General features: G+C 65.7%; 17 protein-coding genes. 11 read left to right on the forward strand and 6 right to left on the reverse strand.

Translation table 11 applies throughout. The annotated features are described in order from the left end of the window. Nucleotides 1-205 precede the first annotated feature (205 nt). The gene (locus tag IPM49_06705; protein MBK9274213.1) at nucleotides 206-2,029 is read left to right on the forward strand and encodes a tetratricopeptide repeat protein; all 1,824 of its coding nucleotides are present in this window, start codon (nucleotides 206-208) and stop codon (nucleotides 2,027-2,029) included. Between the two features lie 60 nt (nucleotides 2,030-2,089). Here IPM49_06705 and IPM49_06710 read toward each other — a convergent pair whose 3' ends face one another. Next, nucleotides 2,090-2,578, reverse strand: a complete 489-nt coding sequence (locus IPM49_06710) for a hypothetical protein (GenBank protein MBK9274214.1) — start codon at nucleotides 2,576-2,578, stop codon at nucleotides 2,090-2,092. A gap of 93 nt (nucleotides 2,579-2,671) precedes the next feature. Further along, the gene (locus IPM49_06715) at nucleotides 2,672-4,921 is read right to left on the reverse strand and encodes an aconitate hydratase (GenBank protein MBK9274215.1); all 2,250 of its coding nucleotides are present in this window, start codon (nucleotides 4,919-4,921) and stop codon (nucleotides 2,672-2,674) included. A 411-nt stretch (nucleotides 4,922-5,332) separates the two neighbouring features. On the opposite strand from IPM49_06715, the gene IPM49_06720 reads away from it, so the two are divergent. Next, on the forward strand, nucleotides 5,333-5,746 hold the full coding sequence (locus IPM49_06720; GenBank protein MBK9274216.1) for a sel1 repeat family protein: 414 nt from the start codon (nucleotides 5,333-5,335) through the stop codon (nucleotides 5,744-5,746). Here the strand turns inward: IPM49_06720 and IPM49_06725 are convergent. Beyond that, complete coding sequence (locus tag IPM49_06725; GenBank protein ID MBK9274217.1) at nucleotides 5,739-6,842, reverse strand: dipeptide epimerase; 1,104 nt, start codon at nucleotides 6,840-6,842, stop codon at nucleotides 5,739-5,741. The genes IPM49_06720 and IPM49_06725 overlap by 8 nt on opposite strands. 43 nt (nucleotides 6,843-6,885) lie before the next feature. Here IPM49_06725 and IPM49_06730 point away from each other — a divergent pair, with 43 nt between their 5' ends. After that, nucleotides 6,886-7,896, forward strand: a complete 1,011-nt coding sequence (locus IPM49_06730; protein MBK9274218.1) for a multidrug transporter — start codon at nucleotides 6,886-6,888, stop codon at nucleotides 7,894-7,896. A gap of 165 nt (nucleotides 7,897-8,061) precedes the next feature. On the opposite strand, the gene IPM49_06735 is transcribed toward IPM49_06730, so the two are convergent. Genes IPM49_06735 through IPM49_06745 form a run of 3 tightly spaced genes read right to left on the reverse strand, consistent with a single transcriptional unit; the run spans nucleotide 8,062 to nucleotide 9,220 of the window. Next, nucleotides 8,062-8,508, reverse strand: coding sequence for a 50S ribosomal protein L9 (locus IPM49_06735; protein MBK9274219.1), 447 nt, complete (start codon nucleotides 8,506-8,508; stop codon nucleotides 8,062-8,064). A 22-nt stretch (nucleotides 8,509-8,530) separates the two neighbouring features. Continuing rightward, nucleotides 8,531-8,809, reverse strand: a complete 279-nt coding sequence (locus IPM49_06740) for a 30S ribosomal protein S18 (protein ID MBK9274220.1) — start codon at nucleotides 8,807-8,809, stop codon at nucleotides 8,531-8,533. Nucleotides 8,810-8,812: 3 nt separating this feature from the next. Then, nucleotides 8,813-9,220 carry a 30S ribosomal protein S6 gene (locus IPM49_06745; protein ID MBK9274221.1) on the reverse strand — a complete coding sequence of 136 codons (408 nt, stop codon included), beginning with the start codon at nucleotides 9,218-9,220 and terminating at the stop codon, nucleotides 8,813-8,815. A 146-nt stretch (nucleotides 9,221-9,366) separates the two neighbouring features. Here IPM49_06745 and dnaX point away from each other — a divergent pair, with 146 nt between their 5' ends. From dnaX to IPM49_06785, 8 genes are all read left to right on the forward strand, one after another. Next, nucleotides 9,367-11,133 (forward strand): DNA polymerase III subunit gamma/tau, encoded by a 1,767-nt coding sequence (dnaX, locus tag IPM49_06750; GenBank protein MBK9274222.1) that lies wholly within the window; start codon nucleotides 9,367-9,369, stop codon nucleotides 11,131-11,133. 74 nt (nucleotides 11,134-11,207) lie between these two features. Next, entirely contained in the window at nucleotides 11,208-11,453 is a 246-nt protein-coding gene (locus IPM49_06755; protein ID MBK9274223.1) for a DUF2191 domain-containing protein, read from the forward strand. Continuing rightward, nucleotides 11,450-11,887 (forward strand): PIN domain-containing protein, encoded by a 438-nt coding sequence (locus IPM49_06760; protein ID MBK9274224.1) that lies wholly within the window; start codon nucleotides 11,450-11,452, stop codon nucleotides 11,885-11,887. Before IPM49_06755 ends, IPM49_06760 begins: the two co-directional genes overlap by 4 nt. Nucleotides 11,888-12,132: 245 nt before the next feature. Beyond that, complete coding sequence (locus tag IPM49_06765; GenBank protein ID MBK9274225.1) at nucleotides 12,133-13,359, forward strand: isocitrate dehydrogenase (NADP(+)); 1,227 nt, start codon at nucleotides 12,133-12,135, stop codon at nucleotides 13,357-13,359. A 93-nt stretch (nucleotides 13,360-13,452) separates the two neighbouring features. Continuing rightward, a complete protein-coding gene (locus IPM49_06770; protein ID MBK9274226.1) occupies nucleotides 13,453-14,604 on the forward strand; it encodes a hypothetical protein in 1,152 nt (383 codons plus the stop codon). Nucleotides 14,605-14,816: 212 nt separating this feature from the next. Continuing rightward, nucleotides 14,817-17,774, forward strand: coding sequence for a gliding motility-associated C-terminal domain-containing protein (locus IPM49_06775; protein MBK9274227.1), 2,958 nt, complete (start codon nucleotides 14,817-14,819; stop codon nucleotides 17,772-17,774). A 25-nt stretch (nucleotides 17,775-17,799) separates the two neighbouring features. Continuing rightward, on the forward strand, nucleotides 17,800-19,149 hold the full coding sequence (locus tag IPM49_06780) for an MATE family efflux transporter (protein ID MBK9274228.1): 1,350 nt from the start codon (nucleotides 17,800-17,802) through the stop codon (nucleotides 19,147-19,149). Then, nucleotides 19,146-19,727 (forward strand): hypothetical protein, encoded by a 582-nt coding sequence (locus tag IPM49_06785; protein ID MBK9274229.1) that lies wholly within the window; start codon nucleotides 19,146-19,148, stop codon nucleotides 19,725-19,727. The genes IPM49_06780 and IPM49_06785 overlap by 4 nt, the downstream gene beginning before the upstream one ends. Nucleotides 19,728-19,752 lie beyond the last annotated feature (25 nt).

The following is a 19,752-nucleotide window of genomic DNA, read 5'->3' on the forward strand; positions in this document are numbered from 1 at the left end:
ACCGTCCACCCGTTCCCCGCACAACCTCTTCCCAACCGTTGGACGCTGCTGGTGCCCGGTCTCACCATCCTGTGCCGCGTGCTGGGCGTGGTGTGCGGGCTGGTGGCGTTGGGGATGGGGTGAGCGATGCCGGAATGACGGGCGCTCCGCTCGTCCGTGAACCACCCCGGACCAGCAGGACGCCGCTCTACTTTCGGTGCCTCCCATGAGGCCCGCCTTCCTCCTTTGCACCGCCCTCCTGAGCAGCGCGCCTTCAGCGGCTCAGATCGACCTCGATTCGCTCTGGGGGGTGTGGCATGACACCACGCAAGCTCCGGTGGATCGCCTGCGGGCGATGAGCTACATCAGCATCGACGGCTTCCTCTACAGCGACCCCGACAGTGCGGCCGTGCTGGCGGGGATGCAATACGACCTGGCCGTGCGGCATGGCAACGCGCGCTACCAGGGCATCGCCACCACCACCTTGGGCGAATACCACATGATGAAGGGCGACTACGCGCGGGCGCTGGAACGCTTCACGCAGGCGCAACGGGCCTTCGCAGAGGCCGATGAACCCGTGGCCCAGGCCAAGAGCATCAGCAACATGGGCGTGCTGCTGCAGGAGCTCGGCGACACCGACAAGGCCCTCGACCTGTACCGTCAGAGCCTGGAGCTGGCCCGTGCGATCCCCGACACGGGAAGCATCTGCGCCGCGCTGATCAACATCGGCACCCTGGAGCTGGCCATGGGCGACACGGCCGCGGCCGCAGCGAACTACGAGCTGTGCCTGCAGCTCTCCGCCGGGATGCCGAACCAGCGCGACGCGGCCATCGCCGCCTCGGACCTGGGCATCATCCGCAGCGCACAAGGCGAGCGGGCCGAGGCGCTGCGCCTGCACCAGCAATGCCTGGATCGGGCACGTGCGGGCGGCCACCAGGACCTGGAGGCCATGGCCCTCAACAACATCGGCAGCCACCACTTTCGGGTGGGCGACATGGGGCTTGCCGAACGGTACGGCCGCGAAGCGCTGGCCCTGGCCCGGGCCGCGGGCTTCACCAAGCAGGAATCGGAGGTGAGCGGCCTGTTGTTCAATGTGTACAAGCAGCAGGGCCGGTCCGCCGAGGCGCTGAAGCTCCTGGAGCGGAAGCTGGCGCTGCAGGACAGCCTGCGCAGCGAGGACGGCCGCAAGGAACTGCTGCGCTTCGGATACGAGAAGCGGGCCCTGGCCGACAGCCTCTCATTCGCCGCGGAGCTGGCACAGGCCGAGGACCGGCGCACGATCGCCGAGCTGCGCGCCGAGCGCAACCGCAACCGGGCCTGGGCCGCGGCCGGCGCCGGGGTGCTGTTGCTGGGCGGCCTGGCGGCGTGGAGCTGGACCGACCGCCGGCGACGCCGCGAGCGCTTCGAGAAGGAGGCCGCCACCCTGGAGACCCAGGCGCTGCGCAGCCAGATGAATCCGCACTTCATCTTCAACGCGCTCAACAGCATCGCCGCCTTCGTGCAGGGCAACGACCCGGACAAGGCCAACAGCTTCCTCAGCCGCTTCGCCCGGGTGATGCGGGCCGTGCTGGAGAACAGCCGCCAGAGCGAGGTGCCGTTGCAGGACGACCTGGAGGCGCTCAAGGGCTACATGGAGCTGGAGCGCATGCGGATGGACGGGCGGTTCGACCTGCGCATCGAGGTGGACCCGGCGATCGATGCCCAAGAGGTGCTGGTGCCCCCGCTGGTGGTGCAGCCCTTCGTGGAGAACGCCATCTGGCATGGCATGGCGGGCAAGGAGGCGGGCGGGCTCATCACCCTGAAGGTGGAGCGCCGCGATGATCGCCTGGTGTACATCGTGGAGGACAACGGCATGGGCCGGCAGGCCCGGCGCGAGAGCCAGGCCATCGACCCACCGGCCAAGAAGACCTCCCTGGGCACCACCATCACCCGCGCCCGCCTGGACCTGGTGGCCAAGCAGCACGGCCGGCCCGCCGGCTTCCGCACCATCGACCTGCCCCAAGGCACCCGCGTGGAAGTGGAACTGCCGTTCCTGCACGCCCACGACTGAAGCCCTGAAAAGCGAAAGGCCCACCGCAGGGTGGGCCTTTCGAGGATCGATGCGATCGGCTTACTGGCGGGTGCAGGTCGCCGTGCAGTTGTCGGTCTGGCCGTTGGCGGTCAACTGGTAGGTCAGCGTCATCACGTTGCCCACGATCTGTGCCGATCCGCTGAAAGTGCCCCCCTGCACCGTTTGGTTGGGGATGGTGATCGACGTGCCGTTGCTGTTCACCGTGGCGTTGATGTTGACGCCATTGAAGCCAGCGAAGTTGTTGAAGATGAAGGCCGTGATGCCCTGCGAGCTGGCGGTGCTGGTCATGGTCCAGTTGAAATTGCCGCTGGTGCAGGTCTCGGTGGCCGTCCACGACCCGAGGAACTTGGCGCGCTTCTCGGTGCCGCACTCGTCCCCCTCATAGCCCGTGTTGCACACGCAGTTGCCATCCACGCAGCTGCCATTGCCGCAGTTCTTGTCCTTGCACTCGTCCTTTTTACAGCCCGTGGCGGTGAAGGCCACAAGGGCCAGGCCGAGCATCAGTTTGGAGATCGTCCGGAGGTTCATGGGTCTTTGGTTAGGTCGTGCACGGCCTGTTGGTCCGGCAACGAGGCGAAAGTAACGGGCCGGCCGCGAACGGCCATCCCTGATCGTCGTGATTCAATCCTTCTGCTGCGCCCGGATGATGTTGAGCGCACCGCCGGCCTTGAACCATTCGATCTGCTGGGCATTGTAAGTGTGGTTCACCTGGATGGTGTCCTTCGACCCGTCCTTGTGGTTCAGCACCAGCGTGAGGGGCTTGCCCGGCGCGAAGGCCGTGAGGTCCGTGAAGTCGATGCGGTCGTCCTCCTGGATCTTGTCGTAGTCGGCCTCGTTGCTGAAGGTGAGGGCCAGCATGCCCTGCTTCTTCAGGTTGGTCTCGTGGATGCGGGCGAAGCTCTTCACCAGCACGGCCTTCACGCCCAGGTGACGCGGCTGCATGGCGGCATGCTCGCGGCTGCTGCCCTCGCCATAGTTCTGGTCGCCCACCACGATGCTGGGCTGGCCGGCCGCCTTGTACGCACGCTGCGTGGCGGGCACCGGGCCGTAGCTGCCGTCGAGCTGGTTCTTCACCTCGTTGGCCTTGCCGTTGAAGAAGTTGATGGCGCCGATCAGCGTGTTGTTGCTGATGTTGTCCAGGTGGCCGCGGTACTTCAGCCAGGTGCCGGCCATGCTGATGTGGTCCGTGGTGCACTTGCCCTTGGCCTTGATCAGCACCACGGCTCCGGTGATGTTCTTCCCGTCCCACGCGGGGAAGGGCTCCAGCAGCTGCAGGCGCTCACTGTCGGGCTTCACGTTCACCACCACACTGCTGCCGTCCGCGGCGGGGGCCACGAAACCGGCGTCCTTCACCTCGAAGCCCATCGGGGGCAGTTCGATGCCCTTCGGCTCATCCAGCTTCACCTTCTTGCCCTCCTCATTGACCAGCTCATCGGTCATGGGGTTGAAGGTGAGGTCGCCGGCGATGGCCAAGGCGGTCACCACCTCGGGGCTGGCCACGAAGGCGTGGGTGTTGGGGTTGCCGTCGTTGCGGGCGGCGAAGTTGCGGTTGAAGCTGGTGATGATGGAGTTCTTCCGGTTCGGGTCATTGCTGTGGCGCGCCCACTGACCGATGCAGGGACCACAGGCGTTGGCCAGCACCACGCCGCCCATCTTGTCGAATGTGGCCAGGATGCCGTCGCGCTCGGCGGTGTAGCGCACCTGCTCACTGCCCGGGGTGATGGTGAACTCGCTCTTCGCCTTCAGCTTCTTGTCCACGGCCTGCTGCGCGAGGCTGGCGCTGCGGGTGAGGTCCTCGTAGCTGCTGTTGGTGCACGAGCCGATGAGGCCGACCTCCAGCTGCGCGGGCCAGCCGTTCTCCTTCACGGCGGCGGCGAACTTGCTCAGCGGCCACGCCAGGTCGGGTGTGAACGGACCGTTGATGTGCGGCTCCAGGGTGCTCAGGTCGATCTCGATCACCTGGTCGAAGTACTTCGCGGGGTCGGCGTACACCTCGGGGTCGCCCTGCAGGTGCCCGGCGATGGCGTCGGCCAGGGCGGCCACCTCGGCACGGCCGGTGCCCTTAAGGTACCGGCGCATGCTGTCGTCGTAGCTGAAGGTGCTGGTGGTGGCCCCGATCTCGGCGCCCATGTTGGCGATGGTGCCCTTGCCGGTGCAGCTCATGCTCTCGGCGCCCGGTCCGAAGTACTCCACGATGGCGCCGGTGCCGCCCTTCACGGTGAGGATGCCGGCCACCTTCAGGATCACGTCCTTCGGGCTGGTCCAGCCGTTGAGCTTGCCGGTGAGCTTCACGCCGATGAGCTTGGGCCACTTCAGTTCCCAGGCCAGGCCGCTCATCACGTCGCAGGCATCCGCGCCGCCCACGCCGATGGCGATCATGCCCAGGCCGCCGGCGTTCACCGTGTGGCTGTCGGTGCCGATCATCATGCCGCCGGGGAAGGCGTACTGCTCCAGCACCACCTGGTGGATGATGCCGGCGCCGGGCTTCCAGAAGCCGATGCCGTACTTGTTGCTGATGCTCTCCAGGAAGTTGAAGACCTCGTTGCTCTTCAGCAGCGCGTCCTGCAGGTCCTGCTTGGCGCCCACGCGGGCCTGGATGAGGTGGTCGCAATGCACGGTACTGGGCACGGCCACCTGCTTGCGGCCGGTGGTGCTGAACTGCAGCAGGGCCATCTGGGCGGTGGCGTCCTGCATGGCCACGCGGTCCGGAGCGAAATCGACGTAATCCTTGCCGCGGTTGAAGGCGCTCTTGGCGTCACCGTCCCACAGGTGGGCGTAGAGGATCTTCTCGGTGAGGGTGAGCGGGCGGCCGACGGCCTTGCGGGCAGCGGCGACGCGGGCGGGGTAGCGGCTGTACACCGCCTTGATCATGTCGAGGTCGAAGATCTGGCTCATGCGCGGTCGGGTGCGGTTTTGCGGCCGCAAAGGTACGCGGCGAAGGATCCGCGCCCCGGACGGCGGCGGGAGTTCCCAACAGGGTGATCGGCCAGGATGCTTCTCCTGTCCGCCATTTCCTTTGCACCATGGCTCCTCGTCCACACCGCAAAGGCAAGCGTGAGAGCACAAGGCAACGACACGAAGCCGGGGAGGCCCGTACGCGTCGCGACCGAGGCGGTGAACAAGCGGACCTCCGGCGTTGGCCCCCACGCAAACGTCCGCCCAACTGGAAAGGTCCGTGGCCATGACCCTTACTTTCGCATCATGTCCGCGCGGAATCCGCATGTGAAACGAGCGTTGCAGATGCTCAGCAAGCGTCACTACGACGCTGCCGCAGTGGTCGACATGCTCCGCAAGGCGGATGAGGAAGGTGATGCTGAAGCCGCATACGCGTTGGGCACTTGGCATTTGTTCGGCAAGCATGTCCCGCTCGATGCCAGGGTGGCCGCCCGCTACCTGAAGCGCGCCACGGACCGCAATTTTCCAGATGCCGCCTATGACCTCGCCGTATCCCATGAAAAGGGAGTTGGCGTGCCCAAGGACCTGGGCAAGGCGTTCAGCCTGTACATGAAGGCGGCCCTTTTGGGCGATCAACAGGCCATGTACGAGGTCGGCCGGTGCTTCTATTGGGGCGTGGGAACGGAAAAGGACCGGGACGCCGCGCGCGTTTGGTTCGACGCGTACGACCGCGATCGGAACGGACCGGATCAACCGGTGAAACGCCGCCGCGTGCGTCGTACCCCCATCAAGGTCAGCTGACCACCACCGCCCGGGCTTCATCCAGGAAGGCGGGGGCGATGGACGCTCCGAGACCCGGTCCGTCCGGCAGGCGGATCCGCCCCCCGTCCATGTACCGGATGCCACCCCTCACCGGATCGGCCGTGAACATGAGCGGGGTGTCCATATCGCAGTACCGGACGCAGGGGTCGCTCAAGGCGAGGGCGGCCGAGGCGCTCCAGGCCAGCCGGCTCTCCAGGAAGCCGCCCACCTGCACGGTGATCCCCGCTTCCGCCGCGAGGGCGATGATCTTGCGGGCCTTGAACAGGCCTCCGCTCTTGCCGAGCTTGATGTTGAAGCGCTGGCAGGCGCCGAGGGCGATGAGGCGCTCGGCATCGTGGTGGTCGCAGCAGCTCTCATCCGCCATGATCGGGATGGGGCTGGCCTCCTTCACCCGGCGCAGCTCCATGAAGCGCCAGCGCGGGATGGGTTCCTCGCAATGTTCGATGCCGGCATCGCCCAGCGCGTTCAGCACGCGGATGGCGGTGTCGGGGTCCCAGCCCTGGTTGGCATCGATGCGCAGGGGGATCGAAGGGATCCTTGATCGGATGGCCCGGATCCGCCTGATGTCCAGATCACCAGCACCACCCAGCTTCACCTTGATCACCGGGAAGCCGGCGGCCACGACCGCCTCCGCTTCGGCGGCCATCCGCTCGGGCTCGCCCAGGCTCACGGTGTAGTCGGTGATGGGATCGAAGCGATCCTGCCCACCGAGATGGCTCCAGAGCGGACGATCAGCGGCTTGCGCGGCCAGGTCGTGCAAGGCGATGTCGACGGCGCTCTTGATGCTGCTGTTGCCGAAGATCAGGCGGTCCATCACCGCATGCGCTCCTTCAAGGTCGCCGGCGGGGTGGCCCAGCAGGGTGCGGGCCAGATGCCGGCCCACGACCAGGCACGTCTCCTGGGTCTCGCCGTTGATCGACCAGAACGGACTGCATTCCCCCCACCCCACCCGACCATCATCGGTGTGCACTTCCACCACCACGTTGGCCACCTCGTGGAGGGCGCCGAGGGCGGTGACGAAGGGCGCCTTGAGGGGGATGGTGAGCGGATGGAGGAGAACGCGGGCGATGCGCATGCGACCACGAAGGTGGGAAGCCGGCCGCGAGTAAGTTCGTGGCATGCACGCCGGACGCCGCTTCACCCTCACCCAGGTCCTGCTCTGGACCCGCCGGGACATCCTGTGGTACCTGATCTTCGCGGCGATCGCGACCGTGCTGTACGATCGGGCCGGCTGGCACTGGCTCACCCTGCCGTGGGTGCCGATCGCGATGGTGGGCACCGCGGTGGCCTTCATCATCGGCTTCAAGAACAACGCGAGCTACAACAGGCTGTGGGAGGCGCGGCAGATCTATGGGGCCATCTTGAACAGCAGCCGGTCCTGGGCCATCATGGCCATCGACTTCGTCCATGGCCCCGGGGCCACCGCGGCTGAACTGCAGGCCATCCGCACACAGCTGGTGCACCGCCACATCGCCTGGCTGCACGCCCTGCGGTTCCAGCTGCGCCAGCCGCGGGCCTGGGAGCACATGATCAAGGTGTACAACCGGGAGTTCCGCAGTGCCTACAGGGTGGACGAACAGGACGGCAATACCCTGGCCGATGCGATCGACGGGCTGGTGCCCCAGGAGGAGAAGGAGGAGGTGCTGGCCCGCGCGAACGTGGCCACCCAGCTGCTGGCCCGCCAGTCCCGGGACCTTCGCGAACTGAACGCGCGCGGCCTGCTGCATGAACTGAGGCAGGTGGAGATGCAGAACATGCTGGTGGACCTCTATGGGCAGCAGGGCAAATGCGAGCGCATCAAGAACTTCCCCTATCCCCGGCAGTACGCCACGGTGAACCTGATGTTCGTGCGACTGTTCAACACGCTGGTGCCCTTCGGCATGCTGGGCGAGTTCGCCCGGCTGGGTTCGGGTTTCGTGTGGCTCACCATCCCCTTCGCGGCCCTGGTGTCATGGGTATTCATGCTCATGGAGCGTATCGGCGAGGCGTCGGAGAATCCTTTCGAGGGCGGGGCGAACGATGTACCGATCACAGCCCTCACGCGCACGATCGAGATCGACCTGCGGGAGATGCTCGGAGAACCGGAGGTGCCGACACCGTTGAAGCCGGTGAACGAGGTGCTGATGTGACGGGGGAGTGACGAGTGGCGAGTGGGGAGTGACGAGTGGCGAGTCTCCATGACCCGGATGCACGCGCCACTCGTCACTCCCCACTCGCCACTCCCTGGATCGGATCCCTGGGAACGAAGAAGGGCCGCCCTGATGGACGGCCCTTCCCGGTGTTCGTGATCAGGCTTACTCGCCCACCACCTCGAACGGGATGCTGCGCACCACGTCGCGATGGAAGCTCACCTCGGCCTCGTAGGTGCCGATGGTCTTGATGGTATCGCCCTTGATCTTGATGTTCTTGCGGTCCACCTCGAAGCCGAGGGCCTTGATGGCATCGGCCAGCATGATGGTGTTGACGCTGCCGAAGATCTTGCCCTTCTCGCCCACCTTGGCCGCGACCTTCAGGGTCTTGTTGGCCAGGCCCTCGGCGATCTTTTCGGCGGCCGAGCGGATCTGGGCCTCCTTGTGGGCGCGCTGCTTGAGCGTCTCGTTGAGCTGCTTGCGGGCGCTGTCGGTGGCGACCATCGCCAGGCCGCGAGGGATCAGGAAGTTGCGGGCGTAGCCGTCGCGCACCTTCACCACATCGTTGGCGTAGCCCAGGTTGTCCACGTCCTGTTTCAGAATGACCTCCATGGTGATGACTGTTGAGGGTGGATCACTTGAGCATGTCGCCCACGTAAGGCATGAGGGCCAGGTGGCGGGCCCGCTTGACGGCCTGGCCGACCTTGCGCTGGTATTTCAGGCTGGTGCCGGTGAGGCGGCGGGGCAGGATCTTGCCCTGCTCGTTCACGAAGCGCAGCAGGAAATCGGCGTCCTTGTAGTCGATGTACGTGATGCCGAGCTTCTTGAAGCGGCAGTACTTCTCCTTCTTGGTCTCGATCGCGATGGGGGTGAGGTAGCGGATCTCGCCCCCGGATGCATTGTTCTCGGCCATGGCTTAGCTGTTCGGTTGGTCTGCGTTCTCCTCCTTGCGACGGCGCGCGGGGCGCTCGGCGGTGTCGTCCCCGCTGGTGGCGCTCTGCTTGTTGCGGCGGCGGTCGGCGAAGGCCTGGTGGTGCTTGTCCATCTTCACGGTCATGAAGCGCAGCACCCGCTCATCGCGGCGGTACTCGGTCTCGAGCTTGTCCACGAAGGGCGCATCGCTCTCGAACTCGAACAGGTGGTAGAAGCCCGTGGACTTCTTCTGGATGGGATACGCGAGCTTGCGCATCCCCCAGCTCTCTTCGTGGTGGACCTTGCCACGGCCTTTTTTGATCAGGTCTTTGAATTTCTTGACCGCCTCCTTTGTCTGGTCCTCAGACAAAACGGGAGTAAGGATGAAGACGGTCTCGTACCGGTTGGTCATGGTACCTGGTGTGAAATGGGGTGCGAAGGTAGGCATTTCCGCCTGTCCGCCAAGCCCCTGCCCCACCACCACCCGGCGGACCTTGTCCACCGCTGTTGAGATCTCCGCCCGGCCACCGCGCGAGGCCCGGCTATCTTAGCCGCCCGATGTCCGAACGCTTCGTCGTCAGCGCCCGCAAGTACCGCCCGGCCACCTTCGATACCGTGGTGGGCCAGGAGGCCGTGACCGGCACCCTGATGAACGCCATCCGGTCGGGCCATCTGGCGCAGGCCTTCCTGTTCTGCGGTCCCAGGGGGGTGGGCAAGACCACCTGCGCCCGCATCCTGGCCCGTACCATCAACTGCGAGAACCTCAACGCCGACCTCACCACCTGCGGCACCTGCGCCCCCTGCCGCACCTTCGAGGAGGGGCACAGCCTCAACATCTACGAGCTGGACGCGGCCAGCAACAACAGCGTCGACGACATCCGCAACCTGATCCTGCAGGTGCAGATCGCCCCGCAGGTCGGCAGCCGCAAGGTGTACATCATCGACGAGGTGCACATGCTGAGCTCGGCGGCCTTCAACGCCTTCCTGAAGACCCTGGAGGAACCGCCCAGCTACGCCATCTTCATCCTGGCCACCACCGAGAAGCACAAGATCCTGCCCACCATCCTGAGCCGCTGCCAGGTGTTCGACTTCCGGCGGATCACCGTAACGGACATCGTGCGCCATCTGGCCGGCATCGCCGAGCGGGAGGGCATCGAGGCCGAACCGCAGGCCCTGCACGTCATCGCCCAGAAGGCTGACGGCGGGTTGCGCGACGCCCTGAGCATCTTCGACCAGCTGGTGAGCTTCGCCGGGCGCCGCCTCACCTACCAGGACGTGGTGAAGAACCTGAACGTGCTGGACCACGAGCACTATTTCCGGGTGACGGACGCGCTGGTGGCCGGTGATGTGCCCGGGGTGCTGCTGGAGTTCGACACCATCCTGCGCAACGGCTTCGACGGCCACCTCTTCGTGACCGGCCTGGGCCGTCACCTGCGCGACCTGCTGGTGTGCCAGGACCCCCGCTCGGCCGGCCTGCTGGAGGTGAGCGAGGAGCTGGCCGCCCGGTATGTGGAGCAGGCGGCCCGGGTGGAACGCCGGCTGCTGCTGAACGGGTTGGAGCGCGTGGGCCACTGCGACCTGAACTACAAGGCCAGCAAGGACCCGCGCCTGCTGGTGGAGCTGCTGCTGATCCAGCTGTGCCGCTCCGCCTCCGGTGCGGAGGCCCCAGCGACCGTGCCTGCAGGCGCGGAAAAAAAAAAGCCTGAGCCCGGTGGCCTGAGCGCCGCCCCGGCCATCGCGTCCGGACCCGCACCCGGGGCCGCACAGAGCGGGTCTCCGGACCCGCCCTCCCCCCCCGCTGCCGAAGCGCCGGCCCCGAGCCCGCACCCCAACCCGACCCCGACCCGGCGGCTGGCGCGCGGGGTATCGCTCCGCGAAATGGCCGCCCCGGCCGGTCAGCGCCCCGGAGCCGGAACCACCGTGGAGGAGCCCGGCGGTCCGGTGACCAAGGGCCCGCCCAAGCAGGTATCGCAGACGCTGCTGCAGAAGGCCTGGCAGGATTTCGCCCTGGCCCGCAAACGCGAGGGACGCAACAGCCTGCACGCCACCCTGATGGCCCACGAGCCCGTGTCCGCCGGTCCCGACCTGGTCACCTTCGTGATCCTCAACGAGGTGCAGGACCGCTACTTCCGCGAGGTGGGCCAGGAACTGATGGCCTTCCTGCGCCAGGAGCTCGACGCCCCGGGGCTGGAACTGAAGGTGGTGAAGGAGGAAGTGACCGACCTGCGGCCGCGCTACACCCCGATGGACCGCTTCCGCATCCTGGCCGAGAAGAACCCGGCCCTGCTGAAGCTGAAGGACGAGCTGGACCTGGACCTGGGGTGAGCGGACCCGCACCGGCGAACGGACGGGGGTCGCCGGCCGTATATTGGCACCCATATTCGGCGATACAGGCACCCATGAAGACCACCATCGAACTACCGGAGGCGTTGTTCGAAAAAGCCAAGCGCCATGCACGCGCACGGAAGACCACGTTGAAGGCGCTGATCGAGCAAGGTCTGCGCTTGGTGCTGGCCGAGAAGCATGGTGACCCCGCCTTCAAGCTGAGGGATGCCAGCGTAGGCGGTGCCGGTCTCAACCCTGAATTCAAGGATGCTCCTTGGGAGATGGTCCGCGATACGATCTACAGGGGCGAAGGGGCATGATCGCCGTGGACACCAATCTTCTGGTATTCGCCCACCGGCGCGATTCGTCGTTCCATTCGAGCGCCAAGGACCTGGTGACCCAGCTCGCTGAGGACAGGGCGGCCTGGGCCATACCCTGGCCCTGCCTGCATGAGTTCCACGCCATCGTGACGCATCCGCGCATCTACGCACCGCCCAGCACGCCGGAACAGTCCATCGCACAGATCGAGGCCTGGCTCGCCTCGCCCACGTTGCAGCTCCTTTCGGAGAACGAGATGCACTGGCCTGAGCTGCGCGGGCTGTTGGGCAAGGCCAAGGTGCAAGGCCCCTTGGTGCATGATGCGCGCATCGCGGCGATCTGCCTGAGCCATGGTGTCCGTGAGCTCTGGTCCGCCGACCGGGACTTCAGCCGGTTCCCCCGCCTGCGCGTCAAGAATCCGCTCATCAAGGCCTGACCCAGGGCTCAATGAGGACCGCCCTGTTGCTCTTCTTCGTTCACGCCGCATATCTGGTCTGCGCGCAGCGGCTGTACAGCGGAGTTCATATTGTGGTCCTCTGAACGTGGCGGTTCCGTTGCGTTCCCGGCGTCCCTGCGGTGAACGACCTGCACTTGCATCGCGCGGGGTACTTTCGCGGCCGGAACACCGGTCCGAACAACCGGACGAGCGGACCACCACCCACTGACAACCAAGCGCAACCGATGTCGAAGATCAAGGTGACCAAGCCCGTTGTGGAGCTCGATGGCGATGAGATGACCCGCATCATCTGGAAGTGGATCAAGGACCAGCTGATCCTCCCCTATGTGGATGTGCCCATCGAGTACTACGACCTTGGCATCGAGCACCGCGACAGGACCGACGACAAGGTGACGGTGGAGAGCGCGAAGGCCATCCTGAAGCACCATGTGGGCATCAAGTGCGCCACCATCACGCCGGATGAGGCCCGTGTGGAGGAGTTCGGATTGAAGCAGATGTGGAAGAGCCCCAACGGCACCATCCGCAACATCCTGAACGGCACCGTGTTCCGCGAGCCCATCGTGATCAGCAACATCCCGCGCCTGGTGCCGGGGTGGACGCAGCCCATCGTCATCGGCCGCCACGCCTTCGGCGACCAGTACCGCGCCACCGACGCGGTGATCAAAGGCAAGGGCAAGCTCACCATGACCTTCACCCCGGAGGACGGCGGCAGCCCCACCACCTGGGACGTGTACCAGTTCGATGGCAACGGTGTGGCCCTGAGCATGTACAACACCGACGAGAGCATCGAGGGCTTCGCGATGAGCTGCTTCAACCTCGCGCTCAGCAAGAAGTGGCCGCTCTACCTCAGCACCAAGAACACCATCCTCAAGAAGTACGACGGCCGCTTCAAGGACATCTTCGAGGACATCTACCAGAAGCACTTCAAGGCTGATTTCGAGAAGGCCGGCATCGTGTACGAGCACCGCTTGATCGACGACATGGTGGCCAGCGCCATGAAGTGGAGCGGCGGCTTCGTGTGGGCCTGCAAGAACTACGACGGCGACGTGCAGAGCGACACGGTGGCGCAGGGCTTCGGCTCGCTGGGCCTGATGACCAGTGTGCTGATCACCCCGGACGGGAAGACCATGGAGGCCGAGGCCGCGCACGGCACCGTGACCCGCCACTACCGCATGCACCAGCAGGGCAAGCCCACCAGCACCAACCCCATCGCCAGCATCTTCGCCTGGACGCGCGGGCTGGCCTTCCGCGGCAAGCTGGACGGCAACCAGGCCCTGATCGACTTCTGCACGAAGCTGGAGCAGGTGTGCATCCGCACCGTGGAGAGCGGGAAGATGACGAAGGACCTCGCGGTGTGCATCCACGGGGAGAAGGTGGGCCCCGAGCACTACCTCACCACCGAGAAGTTCATGGACGCCCTGCGCACCGATCTGGAGCGTGGCATGGCCTGAGGCCTTATCCCGCCGCGGGGCAACCGGATCGCCGGACGGGCGTCTGTGGAACGGCAAGGTCTCTCCCTATCTTTCGCTAGACCTTCATGCTCCATGCTGCGTGCTCAACACCCCGGTTCGCTGCTCATGTTCACCATTGTGCTGAACGCATCCCCGATGGACGGAGCAGCCAAATGCAATCGGTATTGGGATCTTTTCGTGAGGTCCAACGGCACCAACTGGGACCTGGCCTTCCTCAACGACACCCTGCACCTGAGCTCGGCTGATACCTTGATCTTCCACGAAGTGATGCTTGGGGACTGTCCCCCCTATTTCGTGACCCATATCTGGAACGGCGACACGATCCCACTGGGCGCACCTTTAACCTTCCGGATCACCGGTCAAGGTCAGCATCTCATCATTGAAGAGAGACCCTTGGAACCCGTTACGGTGATCGCCAGCTTCGTGATCGAGCCGACAAGCACGGTCTCGAGGGAGTGTATTCTGACCCTGAGCGCGCTATTGGGTGGTGCGATGGAGCCAGACCCTGGTCAATGTTGCCTGATGCGGGACGATCTCCGGCAAGCGGGCATTATCCCACTCATGGAGCCGTATTCGACCATGGGCTTCACACTTACCCATGGTACAGGCCTGAGCGTGGATCCACAGGTTTTTACAGATCAAGTGAGCGACCTGTCCAATGTTGTTGATTGGGTCCTGCTCGAACTCCGCGACCCGAATGACGCATCCACCATTCTGTACACGAAGCCTGCCTTCATCACCAGGAGCGGTAGCGTGCGGGAACCGTCGAACTTGAACCCATGGCTGAAGTTCGATATTGCTCCCGGTCCATACTTCCTGGCTCTCCGTCATCGCAACCACCTGGGCGTCATGACGGGAGCGCCAGTGCCACTTTCTGAATATGCGTTGAACCTGGACATGCGGTCCCCCGGTTCGGCCCTCTTCGGAAGCGGGTCGTTGATGCCCTTGCCTATGGCTCAGTGGGCGCTATGGCCCGGGAACGCGAAGCTGAGCACATCACGGCAACAGGTCAAATTCGCCGGAGCCCTCAATGATCAAGATGCCGTGCTTGCCCGGACTGGAGGGTCGATACCGACGAACACTACAACCGGTTACTGGCCCGAGGACACCAATCTCGACGGCGTGGTGAAATACTCCGGATGGGCGAACGACAGGGATATCATCCTACAGGCCATTGACGGCGCTGTTCCAACTTCTGTGCGCGTGGAACAGCTGCCGGACTGATGCCTCCCCTTCGACTTCGACGGATCCTAATGGGTCCAACACGAAGCTTGCTGCGCCGCGGAGTTTCCTCCAGTTTCATGGACGCCCTGCGCGCCGAACTGGAGCGTGGCATGGCCTGAGGCCTTCCCCCTTGGCGGGGCAACCTGCATCGCCGGACGGGCGTCTGTGGAGCGTGAGGGTCTCTTCCTACCTTCACCGCTCACGCCCAGCCTATGCGCCACGCTGCCCCGATCATCGCCGTGCTGGTGATGCTGCTGCTTCCTGCAGGGCTCTACGCCACGCACATCAGCGGGGTGGACATCAGCACCACCTGCGTCGGCAACAACCAGTTCCAGATCACCCTGAACCTGTTCCGGGATTGCAGCGGCATCAGCATGCAGGCCACGGAGGACGTGCAGGTGACGAGCAGCTGCGGGCAGTCCTTCACCATCACGCTGCAGCAAGGCCCGGGCTCGGGGCAGGAGATCAGCCAGTTGTGCCCGCCGATCCTGCCCCAGAGCGACTGCGGCAACGGCGGCTATCCCGGCATGGAGGCCTACAACTACGTGGGGCTCGTGACCCTGAACCCGCCCTGCAATTCCTGGACGATCAGTTGGAGCGACTGCTGCCGGAACACCTCGGTGAACGTTCCGGGCAGCGTCAACGACGACATGTACGGGGAGGCGGTGCTGAACACGGCCACGGCCCCCTGCAACGACAGCCCGGTCTTCACTGCGCAGCCCATCCCCTTCGTGTGCCTCAACCAACCGGTGAACTACAACTTCGGGGTGTACGACCCCAATGGGGATTCGCTGGTCTACACCTTCATCGAAGGTCGCATCGATGGCAGCACCGCGTTGGGCTACGGTGCGGGCTACACGGGCACCAACCCCATTCCGGGCATCACCCTGGACCCCAACTCGGGCGCCGTGAGCTTCACGCCCACGCAGACGGGCAACTTCATCGTGGTGGTGGAGGTGGCCGAGTACGATGCCAACGGCAACCTGCTGGGCACGGTGATGCGCGACATGCAGTTCACCGTCATCAACTGCACCAACATCATCCCCGACGGTCCGCAGGCGTTGAGCAACCTCACCGGCGACGCCACCCAGACCGGACCGTTCAGCGTGGAGCTCTGCCCGGGTGATCAGTTCTGCCTGGATCTGGTCTTCGGCGATGGCAATCCCCTGGACTCCCTCACCCTCACCTCGAACGTGGACCTGGTGTTCCCCGGGGCCACCTTCGTGCAGACCGGGGTGAACCCGGCCACAGCGAGCATCTGCGGCACCGCGCAGCCCGGCACCAGTTCTACCGCCTTCACGGTGACCGCCGAGGACAACGCCTGCCCGGTGACCGGCCTGGTGAGCGCCACCATCTTCATCCAGATCCTCCCCAGCACGGTGATCAACATCCAGGACACGGTGCTCTGCTACGCCGACAACCTGGCGCTGCTGGCCACCGGCGGCAACATCTTCACCTGGACCGTGCTGAGCGGACCGCCGCTTCAGGTGCCCACCAACTTCAGCTGCAATCCGTGCGCGAACCCCGTGGCCATGCCCACGGCCACCACGGTGTACGAGGTCACCAGCGACCTGCAGGGTCAGGGCTGCGTGAACAAGGACACGGTGACCGTGGTGGTGGTGCCACCCTTCGGGTTCGATGCCATCACCCTCACCGACCCCAGCTGCTTCGGCCTCGCCGATGGCAGCGTGCAGGTGACGCCCTGGGGGACGCCAGGCCCCCCGTGGACCTATGAGCTGTATGCCGGTGGGTTGCTGCAGCAGACCGTGACCGCGAACGGGCCCGGAACGCTTGCGGGCGTCGCGGATGGCACGTACACCGTGGAACTGGTGGAACCCAGCGGGTGCCGCCATGACACCGTCGTGGTGCTGAACGAACCGCCGCTGCTGGTGGCCTCCACCAGCGACACCACCATCTGCCTCACCACCGAGGCCGTACTGAGCGCACAGGCCGTGGGCGGCACCGCCCCGTACGGCTTCACCTGGGACCAGGGTCTTGTCGGCAGCGGTCCGCACACCGTGGATCCCCTGGTGAGCACCGTGTACACCGTGTTCGCCACGGACGCACAGGGCTGCACCTCCGCACCGGTGACGGCCACGGTGGACCAGTATCCCGCGCTGAGCGTGGCGGCCTCCGCGCCGGACTCCATCTGCATCGACGCCGCTTCGGACCTGAGCGCCGTGGCCGGTGGCGGCATCGGCGCACCCTACACCTTCACCTGGTTCGAGCTGGGCAACGGGTCCATCGGCACCGGTGATGTCCTCTCCTACACGCCCAGCGGCCAGGTGAACACCTTCTACGTGGTGGTCACCGACGGATGCGGGACCCCGGCCGCTGCGGATACGGTGGACGTGGCCTGGTATCCGCCCCCGGTGCCGCTGCTGGCGCCCGATCGTTACGAGGACTGCCACCCGGCCACCTTCACCTTCACCAACCTCACCGCCGCGAGCGATGTGGGCGCGTTGTGCGAATGGGACTTCGGTGACGGCAACACCGCGCAGGGCTGCGCCACGGTGACCAACACCTTCGTGAACGTGGGCTGCTACGACGTCACCCTCACGGTGTACAGCCCCGAGGGCTGCCCGGGCACGGCCACCTTCCCGCAGGTGGTGTGCGCCCGCCCCTATCCGGTGGCCGATTTCGACTACTTCCCGCAGAGCGCCAACGTGCTCGATCCGGAGGTGGCCTTCTTCGACCGGTCGCAGTTCCAGGTGAGCTGGGCCTGGTCGTTCGGTGCGGGCTGCGTGCCCGACTCGGCCTTCGAACCCGACCCCATCGTGCTCTTCCCCGAGGATGATGAAGGCGACTACCCGGTGTGGCTGCATGTGACCAACCAGTACGGCTGCCCGGACAGCGTGATGAAGGTGGTGCACATCGACGGCATCTTCTTCCTCTACATGCCTAATGCCTTCACGCCGGACGGTGATGGCGTGAACGACCTGTTCGGACCCTCGGGCCAGGGCCTGGCCGATGCGGACTACGAGTTCACCGTGTTCGACCGCTGGGGCAGCCCCGTGTTCCGCACGAACGACTGGACCGAGCATTGGACCGGGGCCGGTCCCGGAGGAGGTCCGGCGGTGCAGGGGGTGTACGCCTGGCGGCTGAAGGCGAAGGACCGGTACCGCGGCCATCGCAAGGAGGCCATGGGCCATGTGACGCTCGTGCGCTGAGCGACGCACCTTTGCGGCCGCTCCCGTGGCCGCCACCTCGCCCATCACCCGGAAGGACATCGACCGTCTGGCCGTGCCAGCGATCATCAGCGGCATCGCCGAACCGCTGATCGCGCTGGTGGACACGGCCTTCGTGGGCAGCCTGGGCACCGCCGACCTGGGTGCCGTGGGCATCGCCAGCAGTTTCTTCCTGCTGGTGGTGTGGGTGCTGGCGCAGACGCGCAGCGCGGTGCTGAGCGTGGTGGCCCGCTACACCGGTGAGCAACGGCTGGAGGCGATCCGCGGCCTGGTGCCCATCGCCATCTGGATGAACGTGGGCCTGGGGATCTTCTTCCACCTGACCACCGCCCCCTTCGCCGAGGACATCTTCCGGCTGTACAATGCCGAGGGCGCCGTGCTCAGCAAGGCGGTGGACTACTTCCACATCCGTTCGCTCGGGTTCCCCCTGTCCCTGGCCACCTTCGCCATCACCGGCGCCTTCCGGGGCATCCAGAACCTCAGCTGGAGCATGTGGATCAGCCTGCTGGGTGCGGCGGTGAACCTGGTGCTGAACCCCCTGCTCATCTTCGGATGGGGTCCGGTGCCGGGCCTGGGCATCGAAGGTTCGGCCTGGGCCAGCGTGACCGCCCAGGCGGTGATGTGCGCCACGGCCCTGGTGATGCTGCGCACCCGCACGCCGTTCCCGGTGTGGCCCAGGCGCTGGCATCACCCCGAGCTGAAGGCGCTGTGGCTCCTGAGCGGCAACCTCTTCGCCCGCACCATGGCCCTCAACGCCTGCTACTACCTGGGCAACCGCTACGCCACCGGCTACGGCGAGGCCCACATCGGTGCGCACAGCATCGCCATGCAGATCTGGCTCTTCAGCGCCTTCTTCATCGACGGCTACGCGGCGGCGGGCAGTGTGCTGGCCGGAAGGCTCAACGGCGAACGCAACTGGCGCGACCTGCACCGCATGAGCTGGCAGGTGGTGCGGGTCAGCGTGCTCATCGGTGCCGCGCTGGCCGCGCTCTACGCGCTCGGCTATCGCTGGATCGGCCCGCTCTTCACCGACGACCCGTCCGTGCAGGCGCTTTTCGATGGCGTGTTCTGGATGGTGGTCCTCACCCAGCCCATCAACGCGGTCGCCTTCGCCTTCGATGGCATCTTCAAGGGACTGGGCGACGGCGTGGCGCTGCGCAATGTGCTGCTCTTCAGCACGCTGCTGGTGTTCGTGCCCGTGGCGTGGATGGGCCACGAGGCCGGCTGGGAGCTGTACGGGGTGTGGAGCGCCTTCCTGGCCTGGATGATCGCCCGCGGTGTGTGGCTCATGGTGCTGTTCCAACGCCGGCATGGCCCCCACGGCAGCACCGGAGGGGCGCGTACTTTTGGCGCATGAGGTCACCGCGCACCGGCCTGCTCCTCCTGGCGTTCGGCCTGTGGTCCGCGGCGGCGGCGCAGGACTATGTGGACACCACGGCCACCCCGCGCAAGCCCACCTCGGAGCAGCCCCGCACCCTGAAGGACCGCATCTGGTTCGGCGGTGGGCTGGGCCTGGCCTTCGGCTCGGTGACCAACATCGCCGTGGAGCCCATGGTGGGCTACAAGGTCACCCGCAACGGCAAGCTCTCCGCCGGCCTCGGCATCAGCTACCAGTACTTCCGGGACAACCGCTTCGCACCGGCGTTCGAGACCAGCGTGTACGGTGGGCGGCTCTTCACCCGCTACCGCATCATCGAGCAGCTGTTCGCCCATGTGGAGTACAGTCAGATGAACTTCGAACTGTACAATGCCTACCAGGACCGCTTCTTTCGCCGCTGGGTCCCCTTCCTGTTGATCGGCGGGGGGTATTCCGCGCATCTGGGCGGTGGCACCTACCTCACGGCCACGGTGCTCTTCGATGTGATCCAGGACCCCTTCAGCCCGTACGCCGGTGGCGAGCCCTGGATCGGGGCCGGGGTGGGCTTCGGCTTCTGAGCGACCACCGCCCCCTGCGGCCCGG

It is taken from the genome of Flavobacteriales bacterium (assembly GCA_016715895.1).
Classification (GTDB): domain Bacteria; phylum Bacteroidota; class Bacteroidia; order Flavobacteriales_F; family PHOS-HE28; genus PHOS-HE28.